Here is a 17,887-nt window from a genome sequence, read left to right on the forward strand (position 1 = left end):
AGTTCATGGACGTTATTACCTAATATAAATATAAAAGCCACTCGCAAATACGAGTGGCTTTGTATTTCATCAAGATTAGAATCGTCTTATCTTACCGCAATAGGGTAGCTTTCACCTCTATTGAATACAGAACCTGACGATCTTGGTCCGCTTCCTCTAGCATGCATAATACCAGCAACGTGTGGAGCTGCCATAGAAGTACCGCTTAATGTAGCATAACCACCATTTAAGTAAGTACTATAAACGCTACTACCAGTAGCGATAAAGTCAACAGGATTCATGTTGTAGTTAGAGAATGAAGAAAAACTACGACCACAAGTCATTGAAGCAACTGTATAAATTCTACTTCCATTAATACATGCAGGATCGTATAAAGCTGCATTTGCACTTGAATTTCCTGCAGCAATAGAAACGTATGTTCCTCCGTTAGATAAAGCGTTTAACGCGCTTCTGTATGAAGAACTACTAGAACATCCAGAACCATGATATCCACCTAAACTTAAGTTGGCTACATCTCCAGCAATGTCGTATCTACCAACATGGTTAATACCAGCAAGAATAGTAGAAGTACTACTTCCACCGCTACATCCAAAAACTCTTACAGGAACTACAGATGCACCTGCAGAAACACCAACTACACCAACACTGTTGTTTTTAGCGGCAGCAGTACCTGCTACGTGTGTTCCGTGTCCGTTACAGTCATTTGCTGAACCACCAACAAAAGATTTAGCATAAGTAGAGCTCGTTACAACATTTAAATCAGGGTGATCTAAATCGATTCCACTATCGATAACCCAAACCCAAGTGTTTTTAGAAGATCCATTTGCGAAACCTCCTGCATTGTTAATTCCACAAGGAGTCGTTTGAGGAGCTCTTTGCGCATCGTTTAACGTAGTAACATTTTCAACTTCAAACTTTGGAAGTTCAACTCTTCTATCAAATTCGATAGATTCTACATTTTCATCTCTAGCTATTTTGTCAAATTCCGCATCGGTTAATTTGATAGCCATTCCTGAGATTTTAGTAGTATAATAATTTAATACTTTTGATCTGTCAACATTATTGTCGGCAAGAACAGAATTAATTTTTTTGATAGAAGTTTCAGTAATTCTATCAACAGAAGCCGCTTTTGACTTTCTATCCGTAAACATAGTTTTACCTAATTGTTTAGAAGCTGAAGCGATTTTCGATTCTTTGAAAACAACAATATACTGACCAGGAATGATGTTTTTGTCATCAATTGCCGTAGTAACATCAGATTGTAAGTTGTCTTGTGAAGAATTCTCGTTTTGACATGAAGTCATAACTAGCGCCATCAATGAAGCGCAAAAAATGAATTTAGTTACATTTTTCATTGTTAGAAGGGTTTTTAATTTGGAGCAAATATTAGAAATAATCGGAACATAAAAAAATACTGTAAAAACGTATAACTATTTGTTTTGTAGTGTTGTAGGTTGTGTTTTTTTTAACTTTTTTAATGTTTAAGCAACTGTGTTGCTATACCGAAAGTAAAGAGAATATCCTTGCTCGTGTAGAAAATTCTCTTTCCATGAGGTGTAAGAAAAATCAGGGTAAAATGGGGACATTTTTGGTAGTTTTTTTTAACTAAAATTAACTTTTCTTTAACTTTTTTATGTTTTTTTATTGACCTATTGAAATGTTTAAAAAACATGCTTTATTGTTGTATTTGTTAAAAATATACTTTTAAAAAATTATTTATTTAATAAATTAACTAAATAATTTAATAATATCTAAAACAAGTGATTTTAAACTTTTTGATAAAATTCGTAATGGGAAGAACGTTACAAACGTAAAATTTTATTTTAATCGCAGGGCGATAGCCATGGGGTTAATTCCTCGAGGCTTGCCTTGAAATATAAATTATGAATCCGACGGATACCCCGTATGCTTGCATCGGGGTAGTTCATTTTAGAAGAAAATAGTTGTCATTTTAAATGGGTAAGTACAAGTGATAGTATGTTTTATTATGTTCTTTATATAAGAAGGCGAATTCGGTTAAAGATCTTACAGAAATAAAAGAAGTCTATTTTCATAGTGGTATACAAAAAAACCGCTCATTGAGCGGTTTTATAATCTTTATAGATTTAAAATTTATCTTACAGCAATAGGATAGCTTTCACCTCTATGAGATACAGAACCAGAGAATCTTGGTCCGCTTCCTCTAGCATGCATAATTCCAGCAACGTGAGGAGCAGCCATAGAAGTACCGCTCAACGTAGCATATCCACCATTTAAGTAAGTACTGTTAACGTTACTACCAGTTGCTATACAATCAATAGGATTCATGTTGTAATTAGAGAAAGAAGAGAAACCACGACTACAAGTCATTGAAGCAACCGTATAAATTCTACTTCCATTAATACAAGCAGGAGCATAGTAAGCAGCATTTGCTCTACTATTACCAGCAGCAAGAGAAACATAAGTTCCACCGTTAGATAAAGCAGTTAAAGCGCTTCTGTAAGCAGAGTTTGTTGAACATCCTGAACCATGGTAACCACCTAAACTTAAGTTAGCAACATCACCAGCGATATCATATCTACCAACGTGGTTAATACCAGCAAGGATTCCTGAAGAACTACCACTTCCATTACAACCTAATACTTTTACAGGTACAACTGGCGCACCAGCAGAAACACCTACAACACCAAAACCGTTGTTTTTAGCAGCGGCAGTACCAGCAACGTGAGTACCATGTCCGTTACAGTCGTTTGCAGAACCACCAGCAAAAGATTTAGCATAAGTAGAATTGGTTACAACATTTAAATCTGGGTGATCTAAATCGATACCAGTGTCAATAACCCAAACCCATGTATTACCAGAGGCATTGGTATAACCACCTGCACGGTTAATTCCACAAGGTGTGGTCTGAGGAGCTCTTTGAGCATCACTTTCCGTAGTAACAGTTTCAACTTCAAATTCAGGAAGCTGAACTATTCTATCAAAATCGATAGCTTCAACATTTTCATCTTTAGCTAATTTGTCAAATTCCTCATCGGTTAATTTAACAGCCATTCCAGCTATTTTTGTGGTGTAATAATTTAATACTTTTGACCTGTCAATGTTATTGTCAGCAAGAACAGTATTAATTTTTTTGATAGATACTTCGGTAATTCTATCAACTGAAGCTGCTTTTGCTTTTCTGTCAGTAAATACAGATTTACCTAATTGCTTTGCAGCTGAAGTGATCTTTGATTCTTTGAAAAGAACAATGTACTGACCAGGGATGATGTTTTTGTCATCAATTGCCGTGGAAACGTCCGATTGCATGTTTTCATTTGAAGAATTCTCGTTTTGACATGAAGTCATAACTAGCGCCATTAATGAAGCGCAAAAAATGAATTTAGTTACATTTTTCATTGTTAGAAGGGTTTTTAATTTGCAGCAAAATTAGAAATAATTGGAATATAAAAAAATCACAGGAATTTTATTAAATGCTTGTTTTGTAGGTTTTTAATGATTGTTTTAAGGCGGGGTTAAAATATTAAGGCAACTTAGTTGCTCTAGTGGATTTAAAAGGGATTACTTCATTTTATTTAAATAAATTTACTAACAAAAAAAGTCGATGAAAGTGTTTGGAATTAAAGAAATATAAAGTTAATTTAAATATTTAAATTAACTTTTCTTTAACTTTTTTCAATTATTTAATTGAACGATTGGTTAATTTAAAAACATGTTTTTTTTTGTGAATTTTATTATCAAAAAGGTTTAAAAAAACAATATATTTAATAAATTAACTAAATAATTAATCAAAAGTTAAAAACGGTAGTTTAGGGAAATTCAAAACAAAGAGAAATTAAAGCAATTCTACTTATTGTAATTAATCTCTTAATAGAAAGAAGATGGATTGTTGGTAAAAATAAAAAAACCACCAGTCATTACAACAGGTGGTTTTCCATTAAAGGTTAGTTGATTTTTTATTTTACAGCTATCGGATAATATTCTCCGCGATTGTAAACATTACCTCCTGTATTAGGAGCTCCTCCTTTCGCGTGCATTATTCCAGCAACATGAGGAGCAGCCATTGAGGTTCCTCCTAAGGTTGCATAACCTCCATTTAAATAAGTGCTATAAACGTTACTACCAGTGGCAATAAAGTCAATAGGGTTCATGTTGTAATTTGAAAATGAAGAAAAGCTACCGTTACAAGTCATAGAAGCGATAGTAAAAATATTTGGTCCATTAACACAAGCAGGCTCAAAATAAGAAGCATCTGCACTATCATTACCCGCAGCAATAGAAACATAAGCGCCTCCTTGTCCTAAATTTAGCAAAGAATTTCTATAAGAAGAATAACTTCCGCATCCCCAACCAAAGTAACCACCTAAGCTTAGGTTTACAACATCTCCAGCGATAAAGTATTGTCCAACATGATTAATTCCTGCTAAAATACCAGAGGTGCTACCACGGTTACTACAATTTAATACTTTCACTGGTACAACCGGAGCACCAGCCGATACACCAACAACTCCAAAACCATTATCAATAGCTGCCGCAGTTCCAGCAACATGAGTTCCATGACCATGACAGTCGTTAGGAGTATTGTCTATAAAAGACTTAGCATAAGTACTATTTGTTATCACATTTAAATCCGGATGATCAAGATCAATACCACTATCTACAATCCAAATCCATTCGCTTTTTCCAGATCCATTAGATGAACCTCCAGCATTATTAATACCACAAGGAGTAACCTGAGACATTCTTTGAGCGCTCTTCTGTGTAGTCAGATTTTCAACTTCCATTTCCGGAATTTCAACAATTCTGTCAAATTCAATTACTTCTACGTTATCATCTTTGATTAAACGATCAAATTCAGGATCCGTTAAACGAATAGCAACACCCGAAATTTCCGTAGTGTAATAATTAAGAACCTTCGATTTATCAATGTTATTATCTGATAAAATGTCATTGATTTTAGAAATAGATGTTTTTGATATACCTGCAACTGATTGAGCTTTTGCCTTTCTGCTGGTAAAAGAAGACTTAGCAAGTTGTTTTGATGCAGGAGAAATCCTACTGTCCTTAAATACTACAATGTACTGATAAGGAATAATGTTTTTGTCATCCACAGCAGTTGCTGTGTCAGGTTGTAGGTTGTCATTTGAAGGGTTTTCATTTTGACACGACGTACATAATAGGGCTATTAACGAAGCGCCTAAAATAATTTCTTTTAAATTTTTCATTGATTTAAAAATATAGTTATTTAATTGTTTGAGGCAAAGCTTCGATTAGCGTTGGTTTTTCACGGAGGTAAAATTAGAAGTTTCCAAAAGAAGAAAAAGCATTCTTTTTTATGTAAGTCTTTGTATACTACAGTTTTTTTCTGATGAAACACTATTGAATAAAATAAAATTGCAACTCTGTTGCGTTGCTGTGTGTCAGATAGTTATACTTCAGTTTAAACACCTTTTTTTAGTATATAATTAAGGAGAAAAAAGGTAGTTCTGGTTTGTAATATTTGCACAAACTAACCTCCTTAGAGTATAAAAAAGACTGGTTTTTATTGTCATTTTGTAAATAATGCGTCTGTTTTTTTGCTGATTTCTTGCTTAAATGTGCTCTGAAATGTTAGTTCATCATAGTAGAGTTTTTACAAAATTAAATCAAAGAAACGCGAAATAAAGGTTTTTTATTTTTGGTTTGATATGGAAAAGTGATGATCGAAATAATTTTTTATACTAATTATTATTTCGGTAGGAATAACCTATTCCAAGAAGACTAAAAAAAAAGGTTTGTCTATTCATAAATCCTAATGATTGTAATACCTTTGAATCAAAACTATTATTATGACAACTACTTCTAAAAAAATACCTGTAACTATTATCACAGGGTTTCTAGGCTCTGGGAAAACTACCTTAATTCATCAACTAGCTAAAAATGCTAATGGTAGGCGATTAGCTATTATCGTAAATGAGTTTGGAGAGTTAGGTATGGATGGAGAAATATTAAAAGGAAATGATTGTGGGTGTGAAGAAGAGAACATTTTAGAGTTGAGTAATGGATGTTTATGCTGTACCGTTCAGGAAGAATTTTTACCAACAATGCTTCAATTAATGGAGCGTAAAGATCAGATTGATCATATAATTATTGAAACTTCAGGGTTAGCATTACCGAAACCTTTGGTAAGAGCGTTTAATTGGCCAGATTTAAAACCTCAAATAACTGTAGACGCTGTTGTCACCGTTGTGGATTGTGTTGGACAAGCAACTGGTGAAATATGTGATAGAGAAAAAGTTCAAGCGCAACGTTTGGCAGATGATAGCTTAGATCACGAATCGTCAATAGAAGAACTATTTGAAGATCAATTGTCTTGTGCAGATCTTATTATTATGACAAAATCTGATTTAATTGACCAAGTACAATATGATGAGGTAAGTAATATTATCCAAAAGAAAGTTGATTCGAATATTAAATTAATTTCAGCAGTAAAAGGTGATATCCCAGTCAACGTTTTACTTGGTTTAGATTCAAAATCGGAAGATTTTATTGAAGAAAAACACTCACATCATGAGGCACATCACCATCATGACCACGGTCACGACCATCATCATGATCACGACCACGGTCACGACCATCACCATGATCACGATCATGACGAGACGATTAATTCATTAGTTTTAGAAGTAAAGGTACCTCATGAACCTAAACAATTGGTTAAAGTATTGGGACAATTGGTAGCTGAATTTGAAATTTACAGAATCAAAGGAATTATTAATGTGCCTAACAAGCCAATGAGAATGATTGTACAAGGTGTAGCTTCTCGTTTTGAAAATTATTTTGATAGACCATGGAAGGAAAATGAATTACGAGCAACTAGATTAGTAATCATTGGAGAGAAGCTAGATGAACAGGTAGTTTTAGAAGCAATAGAAAGTAAGTTATCAGTTACTGCATAAACTTAGCCAAGGGGTTTCATCCCCTTGTAATAATGGAGATAAACAATCAAAGTTAATCTTCATAAAAAGATACAACGAACATATGAAAATATATACTAGAAAAGGAGATACAGGAAAAACAGGAGTTTTTGGTGGGAAACGAGAGTATAAAAACTCTGCAAGAATTGAATGTATTGGAACTTTAGATGAGGTAAACTCTACGATTGGTTTACTAAGAGCTAAGTTAGGTCCAGATCATGAATGGCAAACAAATCTTCATCGTATTCAAAAAGATATGATGGACATGATGTCACATTTGGCAAGACCTTCAGATTCGAAAAAAACAAACCCAAATCCAAAACCTATCGATGGAGCTTCTTTTTGTGAAGAATGGTTAGATGAATTAGAAGCCAGTATTAGTTCACCTTCTGACTATTTTATATTGCCAGGAGGAAATGAAATTTCAGCCTTATGTCATGTTTGTAGAACGCAAATTAGAAGAGGAGAACGTAGTCTGGTTACTTTAATGCTGGAAGACCCAGAGAGTGTAGAAGAGTATGTAATGGCTTATATAAATAGATTGTCTGATTTGTTTTTTACCATGTCAAGAGCCGAAATGGATAAAGAAGGAGTAGCAGAGGAAAAGTGGCAATTGTTTTTATACAAACGTAAAAAAAAGAAGACAGAATAGTATGGTTTACGGCGTAGCTTTAGGACCTGGAGATCCTGAATTACTAACCATTAAAGCATTGAGAGTTTTACAGGAGAGTGATGTTATTTTTTATCCTGGATCGTCTTTTCAAGGTAAAAAGAAGAGTTACCTATTTCCACTATTATCATATCATAATTTAGAAAGTAAAGAGTTAAGAGGTTTTTATTTAGACATGTCTGATGATAGAACTCAAGCAAAAGAGGTTTATTATAGTACTGCAAGAGAAATTCAAGAGCTTACAAATTCTGGTAAAAAGGTAAGTGTAGTATGCGAAGGTGATTTAAGTTTATATGCATCATTTTCATACATTTTGAAACATTTAAAAGATTTGGGTGTTTCCGTAGAGCTTGTGCCTGGAGTAAACTCCTTTAGTTTGGGAGCTGCGAAACATCAAATTCCTTTAAGTTTATTAAACGACAAAATAGGAATAGTACCTCGAATTAAATCTATGGAAGAAATTACAAAGTATTTCCATCAATTCGATACTTTGGTACTCATGAAGGTAAAAACTAGTTGGCAGCATTTTTATCAGGAACTTGCTGAGCAAAACTGGCAGTTTTATTATTGTGAACGATTAGGAACTAATCAAGAGTTTATAACTACTGATTTACATGAAATTTCGTCAAGAGAAATACCTTATTTCTCTTTATTAATTATAAAAAAGAATCATATACATGATTAAAGTTGTTGGGTTAGGCCCTGGACACGAACAGTACATTATTCCGATGGCATCGGAAGCAGTATCAAAAGCAACAGTAATTATAGGATACCATTATTATTTTCAATTTATTGAACATTTAATAGATCCAAATGCTATTTGTATTGGAAAGGAGTTAAGTGAAGAAGAAAAGAGAGCTGATATTGCTATCGAACATGCCCTAAAAGGAGAAAAAGTGGTAGTTATTGGTTCGGGAGATGCAAGTATTTATGCTATGGCATCTATAGTCTATCAAAAGGTGGCAGAAAGAGAATTGTCTATAGAAGTAGAAACGGTTCCAGGAATTTCAGCGTTTATAACTGCAGGAAGTAAACTAGGAGCAATTTTAGGACATGATTTCTGTTGTATTTCTTTATCAGATTTGATGACTCCATGGACAACAATTGAAAAAAGAATTATTGCCGCAGCGCAAGGAGACTTTGTGACTGGACTTTACAACCCAAAAAGTAAAAAGCGATATTGGCAATTACAAGCATTAAAAAATATATACTTAAAATATCGTCCTGAAAATACCCCAGTGGCTATTTGTAAACAGTTAGGGAGAAAAGAGGAAAACATTATATTAACAACATTGTCGGAGTTAGATGTCGAGCAGGTAGATATGTTTAGTGTTGTTTTAATAGGAAACAGTCAAACCTTTAGGTATAGAGATCATTTAATAACACCAAGGGGCTACCTAAATAGAAAGCCTGAAACAGGTCAGGAAATTCAAGATGCTAGCTTCAAAGAAATTGTTGAAAATCTTCCCGAAAATAATTTTGAAAAAGATCATTTATGGGCAGCGATTCGTTGTATTCATACTTCAGGGGATTTTGAATATTTAAACTATATAGAAACTTCTGATTTTGCCATTGCAAAATGGAATGATTACTTAAAAAATGGAGGTATTATTGTTACTGATGTTACTATGGTAAAGGCAGGGATAACAAGAGCTTTTACAGGAAGGTATAATAACGAGGTAGTTTGTATGTTAAATGATGAGGAAACATTAGAACTAGCCGCTAAGGAAGGATTAACCCGTTCACAAGCAGGGATTAAAAGAGCAGCACAGAAATATCCAGAAGCTTTATTCGTTGTTGGAAATGCTCCTACAGCTCTGATCGAAATTGTTGATCAAATTCATGCAGGAGAAATAAGTCCTGCGGGGGTAATAGGTGCTCCAGTTGGATTTATCAATGTGATTGAATCTAAAGAGCGATTAAAAATGGTGAAAAACACACCTTTTGCCTTAGTATCTGAACGCAGAGGAGGAAGTAACTTTGCCGCTGCCATTGTAAATGCGGCTTTTACACTTGATGAAGTTTCAAAATTAGAGTCGGTATAAGATGACGCAAGAATTACAACGTTTCTTTAATGAAAATGAACAAGGGATTTTAGAAGAAATTCTGTTACATAGAAGGGATGTTCGAGGGAATCATTTTAAGAAAGATATCATCTCAGAAGAGAATATTGATCGAATTTTACAAGCAGGGTTGTCTGCACCTTCTGTAGGTTTTTCTCAGCCTTGGGAGTTTGTATTAATCCATAATGAAGAAACAAAGGAAGCGGTTAGAGCCACTTTTCAGAAGGAAAATGAAAAAGCGGTCCATCAATTTTCAGATGTTAAAAAACAAGAATACATCAAATTGAAGTTAGAAGGAATAACTGAAGCTCCTTTAAATATGGCTGTTTTTTATAAGCCTAAAAAAGAACCCGTTCTAGGACAAACAAGTATGCCTAATATGGGGAAATACAGCGTTGTGTGTGCAATACAAAACATGTGGTTAATGGCGCGCAGCTTGAATATAGGTATGGGATGGGTAAGTATTTTAGATCCTGAACAAGTAAAACAAATATTGAATGCTCCAAGTGAAAATCAGCTTATCGGCTATTTGTGTTTCGGGTATACTGATATGTTTTATAACAAACCAGAATTAGAACTAAAAAAATGGGATTATAAAAAACTTCAAGAAGAAGTTGTAATTCAAGAAAAATATACATGATCTTTAGAGTACTGGGCATAGGAAATAAAAGACCTGTTTTTACAGAAAAGCAATTTGACTTTATTAGAAACGGAAAGGTTTTCAGTGGAGGAAAACGCCATTTTGAGTTGGTTAAGGAGTTTCTTCCTAAAAATTATCAATGGATTTTTATAAAAAGTCCGATGGAAGAGCTTTTCAAACAGTATGAAAAAGCAAATGAGGAGATTCTGGTATTTGCTTCTGGAAATCCGTTATTTTATGGTTTCTCAAATACTTTAAGAAATAAGTACCCTAATGCCAAAATTTACACAGAACCATATTTTAGTTCTATTCAGTTATTGGCCAATAAAACTAATATAAATAGTAATAAATTAATTTCAGTAAGTGTTCATGGCAGAAGCTGGAAGGAATTGGATGTTGCTATAATGAATCAGGAACCTTTAATTGGAGTATTAACTGATAATTCTAAGAACCCGAACACTATTGCAGATAGATTGTTAAAATACGGGTATGATAATTATGAAATAAGTATTGGCGAAGATCTCGAAGGGGAGCAAGAAAAAATACGAACACTTAGTTTATCTGAAGTAATTCAGTATGAGTATTATGACTTGAATTGTGTGCTACTCAAACGAAAAGGCAAGAAAGCTCATTATTATGGAATTAAAGATTCGGATTTTATAGGATTACCTGGTCGTCCGAAGATGATTACCAAAATGCCAATACGATTGACAAGTCTAAGCCTTTTAGACGTAACAAATGCAACTGTTTTTTGGGATATTGGTTTTTGCACGGGATCCGTTTCTATTGAAGCAAAACTTAGAAATCCTAATCTTGAAATTACTGCTTTTGAAAAACGCCCGGAATGTGAAGAAATCATGGGTGAAAATCAGCAAAAATTTGGAGTGCCAGGAATTGAAGTCGTTATGGGAGATTTCTTCGAACAAGATTTAGCTAATTACGCAAAACCAGATGCCGTTTTTATTGGTGGACATGGAGGAAAGCTTTTTGAGTTATTGAATCAATTGGATAACATAATTTCTCCGGAAACAAAAATAGTAATGAATACAGTGCAAGAATCGAGTAAAATCACATTCAAGCAATCTTGTAAAAACCTTAATTGGGAATTAGTTGAAGAAATGAATATTGTTTTGGATTCACATAACCCAATTACTTTATTGAAAGCAGTTAAAAGATAAGGGAATAAATTGATTTGTTGATCTAGACCAAGGGGAGTGATCATTTCAAAACAAGATAAAATTATTAAAAGAGATAAAGTCTCACTTAGCAGACAAATAAAAAATATACCTGATGAAGGAACAAATACTTAAAATAGCAATTGTAAGCTTTACAGATAATGGACTTAATATAGCGAGAGTATTACAAAATGAATTTTATAGAAGTAAAGTTTTTACGACTAGAGAAGTTGAAGAAACTAAAGATATAAAGAGAGTTAGTGGTGTAGCGGATCTAATGGCATCTTCTTTTGAAAAATACGATGCATGGTTTTTTATTGGAGCTTTAGGAATTTGTGTTAGGAGTATTGCTCCTCATATTCTCGATAAGAAAACGGATCCAGCAGTTGTTAATATTGATGATCAAGGGAATCATGTACAGTCTGTATTAAGCGGGCACATTGGTAAAGCAAATGAACTTACAACTCAGATAAGCCGAATATTACAAGCTACTCCTGTAATTTCAACATCTAGTGATTTACAAAGTTTATGGAGCTTAGATCTATTGAGTGAAAGGTTCGATTGGAAAGTTAAGAGTTCAATAGAACTTAACAAGGTTATCTCGTTATTTGTAAACAAAAAGCCTACTGCTTTAGTATTAAAAATAAAAGATAAAGGAACTGAGTATCTTGAAAAAACATGTCCTGATTTTGTAACTATTTATTATTCTGAGGAATACGTTGATAAATCAAAATATGATCTGTTGCTATATGTGGGGTATGAAATAATAGAAACTGAGATGGCTAGTTTGGCTTTTTATCCAAAATGTATTGCATTTGGAAGTGGTTGTTCTAAAGATATCGAATCAGGGTTATTTGAGAAGGTGCTATTGCAGGAGTTAAAACAGCAGCAAATTGCAATGGAAAGCATTTATGCGTTAGGCTCGGCTGATATTAAAGCGGAAGAACAGGCATATTTAGATTTTGTTGAAAAGTATGATATCCCTTTTGTTACCTATAATGGAGATGAGTTAAATTCAGTAGATGTAGCAAACCCTTCGGAAGTAGTAAAGAAAAAAGTAGGAGTATATGGGGTTTCGGAAGCGTCAGCTAGTTTAATTGCTAATTCAAATGAATGGTTAGTTGAAAAAACAAAGGTGACTACAGAGTCTGGTAAAAAATTTACCTATGCGCTTTCCTTAGTAGCTGGTTTTGAAAGAAAGCCAAGTATTGCTATTGTTGGTGCTGGATCTGGTGATCCAGAATTGTTAACTTTAAAAGGAAGAGCAATTTTAGAAGAAGCAGATTGTATATTATATGCAGGAAGTCTAGTGCCAGAAGAATTAACTCACATGGCGAAGCAAGGAGCGTTAGTTCGAAATTCGGCTTCAATGACATTAGAAGAGCAAATAGAAATTATTGATGATTATTATTCAAAAGGCAAAAAAATTGTTCGTTTACATTCAGGAGACCCTTCCATTTACGGAGCTATTCAAGAGCAAATGACGATTTTTGATGCGAAAGGATATGATTATTATATTGTTCCAGGAATTTCATCATTTCAAGCAGCAGCAGCGTATTTGAAATCGGAATTCACAATTCCAGAAGTAGCTCAAACGATCATTTTAACAAGAGGTGAAGGTAATACTCCAACACCAGAACATGAAAAGATTGTAGATATGGCAAAACTCAGAGCTACAATGTGTATTTTCCTTAGTGCTGGTATTGCTAAGAAAATTCAAGGAGAATTATTAGAGCATTACCCAGAAGATACACCTTTAGCAGTTTTATATAGAGTTAGTTGGAAAGATGAACAAGTGTGGACAGGGAAGTTAGATGAATTAACTTCTATTATCAAAGAAAATAAATTAACTAGAACAGTACTTATAGTAGTTGGAGAAGCTGTTGGTGCTCGTAAGAACCGTTCTTGGTTATATGATGATAAGTGGCACCATATTTTTAGAAAGAAAGGAAAACTACTTAATCAAGAATAATAGTTATTTAAGAAGGTTTTATTCGAAAGGGAGTTAATTTTGGAAACCGATTACATTTGTACGTCATTTCGACCGTTAGGGAGAAATCTATTATAGGATAAGAATGTTTTTTTGAAATCATAATTAGATTTCTTAATGGCGGTCACTTTTTTAAAATATTTTTAAATGAGTAAACCAAGGGGATTTATCCCTTTGCATTTAACTACTAAAAAATGATATTAGTATTTGGAGGAACAACAGAAGGTAAAAAAGTAGCCTCTATTTTAGATGAGCTAAACATTTCATATTACTACTCTACAAAAACGAAAGTGCCATTTTCGGGTAAGGGAATTCCTATGAATGGAGCATTAACAAAAGATAGAATAGAAATGTTTTGTGCTGGTAATCATATTAAGGCAATCATAAATGCTTCTCATCCTTTTGCAGAGCAGCTTCATGGAACTTTATCTAAAATAAATACTAAAATCCCTTTAATAAGATTTGAGAGGGAGTTTCTGAAAAGGAGAAAACACCAATTGGTACATTATGTGAATTCTTTTGATGAAGCAGTATTGTTTTTTAAAGAAAAAAACTTTGAATCTTTGCTTGCTCTTTCTGGAGTTCAAACTATTGAAAAGTTAATAGCTTACTGGAAAGACCACACCACTTGGTTTCGAATTTTGGATAGAGATTCTTCAAGGGAAATTGTAACAAAGGCAAACTTTCCCTTTGCAAATATCATATATGGATACCCTCAAAATAAAGACGAAGAGGAAGAATTGTTTACTCAATTAAATCCTTCAGTTGTTTTTACAAAGGAAAGCGGTGTCAATGGGAAATTAGAGCAGAAAATTGAAGCAGCAATAAAAGTCAATATACCAATCGTAATCTTGAAAAAACCTTTGGTGTCAAATAGGTATCTTTGCGTAAATTCTAAAGAGGAATTGACCGCAATTTTGATGAATACTATTGAGTGAATTACAAGAAATACCAGACAAGCCATTAAGAAAAGGATATACAACCGGAGCATGTGCAACAGCTTGTGTTAAATCTGCGTTATTGAGTTTAGTTACCCAAAAAGAACACAAAAAGGTAACAATAACACTTCCTATTGGTGAAGATGTATCTTTTTCTCTAAAAGATATTCAAATAACAAAGGAAAAATGCTCTAGTACTACAGTAAAAGATGCAGGAGATGATCCTGATGTAACCCACCTCGCTGAAATAACAGCTACTGTTAATTTAAATAGTAATAAAGAGATAAAGTTTATTAGAGGAAAAGGAGTTGGTTTGGTAACCTTACCAGGTTTAGAAATAAAAGTGGGAGAGCCAGCAATTAACCCCGTTCCCAGAAAGATGATGAGAACCGTAGTTCATAAGATTTTAGCAGACTATAATCTTGAAAGTTATGGTGTTGATATAATGATTTCTGTGAAGGATGGTGAAAAGCTAGCAAAACGAACTTTAAACAGTCGACTTGGTGTTTTACATGGAATTTCAATTTTAGGAACTTCTGGTATTGTAACCCCTTTTTCGGCAGCTTCCTATATTGCCAGTATTCGTCAAGGTATTGATGTAGCATTGGCAAATAATCAGTATGAATTATTGATTAATTCGGGGGCAAGAAGCGAAAAGATGCTACGTAATATATTTCCTGAAATTAAAGAAACCGCTTGTATTCACTACGGAAATTGGATTAAAGAAACTTTTGAAAAGATAGCAGAGTCACCTGAAATACATACTGTGAATATGGGGATTATGTTAGGAAAGGCAGCTAAACTAGCGGAAGGAAATTTAAATACTCATAGTGGAAAAACTACATGGAATAAAGAATTCATTGCAAAATTAGCGAAAGAATCGGGATATTCGAATGAAGTTTCAGAGCGGATTTTATCATTAAATATGGCAGGGCGTTTACGTGAAATATTTATTTTTGCTCAGCAAGAAAAATTCTATCAGATCTTGTTAAAATATTGCTATGAACATTGCCATAAAATTGCCCCAGAAATAGAACTCAATTTGTATTTAATTAATAACGATCAAACCCATATAAAGTATAATAAATGAACTTCATGAACTTAACCCGGCCTTTAATAGCTGGTGTATTACATTCTTTTGAACCGGATCATATGTCTGCAGTTTCGGTATTAGCGGCAGAGAATGCCATAAATAATAAAAAAGTAAGTTTTAAAACTGTTTTTAAAGCCTCTCAATGGGCGCTTGGTCATTCAGTTACTTTATTACTTTTTGGAGGAATAGCACTGTTGTTTAAAACAGGTTTGTCTACATTTGTTCATGATATTTCTTTTTGGGCTGAAATGAGTGTAGGTCCCATAATGATTTGGTTGGGAGTTGTGGCTATTAAAAGAAATCATAAGATTAATGAGATGATGGCCGATCATAAAAAAATTGAAGAACATGAACATTCGGCTAATAACCCAATTCATTTACATGGAAAAATGGGAGAAGAAATAGCCATGAACCCGATAAATAAGTCTTTCTGGGTTGGAATGTTACATGGTTTGGCTGGAACAGGTGGTGCTTTAACTTCAGCATTAATTATTAGTGCAACCACAATGTCAGAAGCTATTTTAATTTTGGTAGTTGAGTCAATAGGGATTGTTCTATCCATGGCAGTTTATACTTATGTTCTCATTTATACCATGAGTCGATTTATAGAAAGAAATATGTCCGTTTTCAAATGGATGAACGGAGTTGTTGGCTTTATTTCCATTATCGTTGGAATTTACATGATTTATAAAACAGCTTTTGCTTAAAATCAAACTATTTATGAATACTAATCATACCTTTCCTTTTAGCGCCATTCTCGCTCAAGATGACTTTAAGCTTTGTTTACTGTTAAATTTAATTGATCCTACTATCGGAGGTGTTTTGGCTACTGGAGATAAGGGAACTGGAAAAACAACTACCGTTAGGGCATTAAGTACTTTAATGGGAGAAGGTTTTCCTTTTGTGAATTTACCAATTGGAGCTACAGAAGATAGAGTGCTGGGAAGCGTGAATTTGGAAGCGTTGATTAATCAGAAAAAAACGGTTGTAGACATTGGATTATTGGCTAAGGCTAACAATGGTTTTCTATATATTGATGAAATCAATTTACTAAACGATTACCTGATGGATGTATTATTAGACGCATCTTCATCAGGAGGATATCATTTGGAAAGAGAAGGTATATCAAGATGGTTAGAAAGTAGATTTTGTTTAGTAGGAACAATGAATCCAGAAGAAGGAGAATTAAGACCTCAATTAAAAGATCGGTTTGGCTTAAGTGTGAAAATTACAACACCTAAAGATATTGATATAAGAAGACAAATAGCTTCTCGTCGTTTGGATTTTGATACAAATTCAGAGCAGTTTTTTGTTGAGTTTAAAGAAGAAAATGAAAAGATAAAACGAACTATAATTGAAGCGAAAGAATCTCTTGTTAGTATTGATATTCCAGAAACAATAAAGGAAGCAGCGGCTCAACTTACATTGCAATCGAATGTGGAAGGAATGAGAGCGGATATTCTTTTATTAAAAGCTGCACGTGCGTATGCAGGATTATTAGGAGAAAAAGAAGTTTCAAGTGCTATGCTTAATAAGGTGGCTCCTTTTGTTTTAGAACATAGAAGTGAGGATTTTACACCTCCATCTGAATCAGATAATAAAGAAAACCAGCAAAACAATCAGGAACAGGAAAGAAAAGAAGAGAGAGAATCACAAGGAAATTCTTCATTTCAACTTCCAGAAGAGGTTCGTAGAGGATTAAAGTTTTCAATAAATGAGCCAAAAGAAAAATCAGGACTTCGATTTTCGTCGACTGAAAACCTCATAAAGGCTCCTTATTTATCGAAACCAAGCTCGAAGATTGATCTGGTAAAAACTGTAAAAGAGTATTTGATAACCGGCAAATTTAAAGGAATAGTAAAACAGGTAAGCGAGAAGTCTAGTTTGAAGGTCGTTTTTTTAATAGATACAAGTGCTTCTATGGCAATAGACAAGCAATTAGGGTTTGTTAAAGGAATTGTTAGTAAAACTATTTCAACTTATCCATCAAAGAAAATAGAATACGCTTTTGTTGCCTTAGAAAAATCTTCCGCACGAATTATTCAAAATTTCACTAATGATAAAAAGGCTTTAAATCTTGTGAGTAGAGAGCTTAAAGCAGGAGGTAAAACAAATTTAGGAGGCGCTTTTTTTAAAGTTTTTGAATTGTTGAAATCTGTAAATAAAAAAACTGTTCAGTTATTTATCCTGACAGATGGAAAGGTGAATGCAGGTGCAGATAATCCATTTGAATATGCGGTTAGAAGTTATAAAACATATCTTTCCAAATTAAAAAATACCATTATAATTGATACTGAAGGCAGTTTTGTGAAATTGGGAAGAGCAAAATTGTTAGCAGATACTTTGAAAACGAATTATACGCCAATGGCATTAAATATATGAT

14 protein-coding genes are annotated in these 17,887 nt (G+C 33.6%); 11 read left to right on the forward strand and 3 right to left on the reverse strand.

The window, feature by feature from the left end; all coding sequences use genetic code 11:
* Window positions 1-86: 86 nt before the first annotated feature.
* The 3 genes from ACKTTV_RS22575 to ACKTTV_RS22585 all read right to left on the reverse strand — a co-directional run bounded on the left by ACKTTV_RS22575 (window position 87) and on the right by ACKTTV_RS22585 (window position 5,204).
* Window positions 87-1,355, reverse strand: a complete 1,269-nt coding sequence (locus ACKTTV_RS22575) for a S8 family serine peptidase (RefSeq protein WP_408033139.1) — start codon at window positions 1,353-1,355, stop codon at window positions 87-89.
* Window positions 1,356-2,112: 757 nt separating this feature from the next.
* Window positions 2,113-3,378 (reverse strand): S8 family serine peptidase, encoded by a 1,266-nt coding sequence (locus ACKTTV_RS22580; RefSeq protein ID WP_408033140.1) that lies wholly within the window; start codon window positions 3,376-3,378, stop codon window positions 2,113-2,115.
* Window positions 3,379-3,935: 557 nt separating this feature from the next.
* Window positions 3,936-5,204, reverse strand: coding sequence for a S8 family serine peptidase (locus ACKTTV_RS22585; protein WP_408033141.1), 1,269 nt, complete (start codon window positions 5,202-5,204; stop codon window positions 3,936-3,938).
* Between the two features lie 603 nt (window positions 5,205-5,807).
* Between ACKTTV_RS22585 and cobW the strand changes: the two genes are divergently transcribed.
* The 11 genes from cobW (at window position 5,808) to ACKTTV_RS22640 (ending at window position 17,886) form a co-directional block, all read left to right on the forward strand.
* Window positions 5,808-6,917, forward strand: a complete 1,110-nt coding sequence (gene cobW, locus ACKTTV_RS22590; protein ID WP_408033142.1) for a cobalamin biosynthesis protein CobW — start codon at window positions 5,808-5,810, stop codon at window positions 6,915-6,917.
* An 82-nt stretch (window positions 6,918-6,999) separates the two neighbouring features.
* Window positions 7,000-7,587, forward strand: coding sequence for a cob(I)yrinic acid a,c-diamide adenosyltransferase (locus ACKTTV_RS22595; RefSeq protein WP_408033143.1), 588 nt, complete (start codon window positions 7,000-7,002; stop codon window positions 7,585-7,587).
* A 1-nt stretch (window position 7,588) separates the two neighbouring features.
* Entirely contained in the window at window positions 7,589-8,290 is a 702-nt protein-coding gene (gene cobI, locus ACKTTV_RS22600; RefSeq protein ID WP_408033144.1) for a precorrin-2 C(20)-methyltransferase, read from the forward strand.
* Entirely contained in the window at window positions 8,283-9,650 is a 1,368-nt protein-coding gene (gene cobJ / locus ACKTTV_RS22605) for a precorrin-3B C(17)-methyltransferase (protein ID WP_408033145.1), read from the forward strand. Before cobI ends, cobJ begins: the two co-directional genes overlap by 8 nt.
* A gap of 1 nt (window position 9,651) precedes the next feature.
* Complete coding sequence (gene bluB / locus ACKTTV_RS22610; protein ID WP_408033146.1) at window positions 9,652-10,308, forward strand: 5,6-dimethylbenzimidazole synthase; 657 nt, start codon at window positions 9,652-9,654, stop codon at window positions 10,306-10,308.
* Window positions 10,305-11,486 (forward strand): precorrin-6y C5,15-methyltransferase (decarboxylating) subunit CbiE, encoded by a 1,182-nt coding sequence (gene cbiE, locus ACKTTV_RS22615; RefSeq protein ID WP_408033147.1) that lies wholly within the window; start codon window positions 10,305-10,307, stop codon window positions 11,484-11,486. The genes bluB and cbiE overlap by 4 nt, the downstream gene beginning before the upstream one ends.
* A 112-nt stretch (window positions 11,487-11,598) precedes the next feature.
* Entirely contained in the window at window positions 11,599-13,455 is a 1,857-nt protein-coding gene (gene cobM, locus ACKTTV_RS22620; protein WP_408033148.1) for a precorrin-4 C(11)-methyltransferase, read from the forward strand.
* A gap of 212 nt (window positions 13,456-13,667) precedes the next feature.
* Window positions 13,668-14,411, forward strand: coding sequence for a precorrin-6A/cobalt-precorrin-6A reductase (locus tag ACKTTV_RS22625; protein ID WP_408033149.1), 744 nt, complete (start codon window positions 13,668-13,670; stop codon window positions 14,409-14,411).
* Window positions 14,404-15,501, forward strand: a complete 1,098-nt coding sequence (locus ACKTTV_RS22630; protein ID WP_408033150.1) for a cobalt-precorrin-5B (C(1))-methyltransferase — start codon at window positions 14,404-14,406, stop codon at window positions 15,499-15,501. The genes ACKTTV_RS22625 and ACKTTV_RS22630 overlap by 8 nt, the downstream gene beginning before the upstream one ends.
* A gap of 5 nt (window positions 15,502-15,506) precedes the next feature.
* Window positions 15,507-16,211, forward strand: coding sequence for a cytochrome c biogenesis protein CcdA (locus ACKTTV_RS22635; RefSeq protein WP_408033151.1), 705 nt, complete (start codon window positions 15,507-15,509; stop codon window positions 16,209-16,211).
* A gap of 13 nt (window positions 16,212-16,224) precedes the next feature.
* A complete protein-coding gene (locus ACKTTV_RS22640) occupies window positions 16,225-17,886 on the forward strand; it encodes an AAA family ATPase (protein ID WP_408033152.1) in 1,662 nt (553 codons plus the stop codon).
* Window position 17,887: the final 1 nt, after the last annotated feature.

The sequence above is a fragment of the Tenacibaculum xiamenense genome (genome assembly GCF_964513065.1).
GTDB lineage: Bacteria > Bacteroidota > Bacteroidia > Flavobacteriales > Flavobacteriaceae > Polaribacter > Polaribacter xiamenense.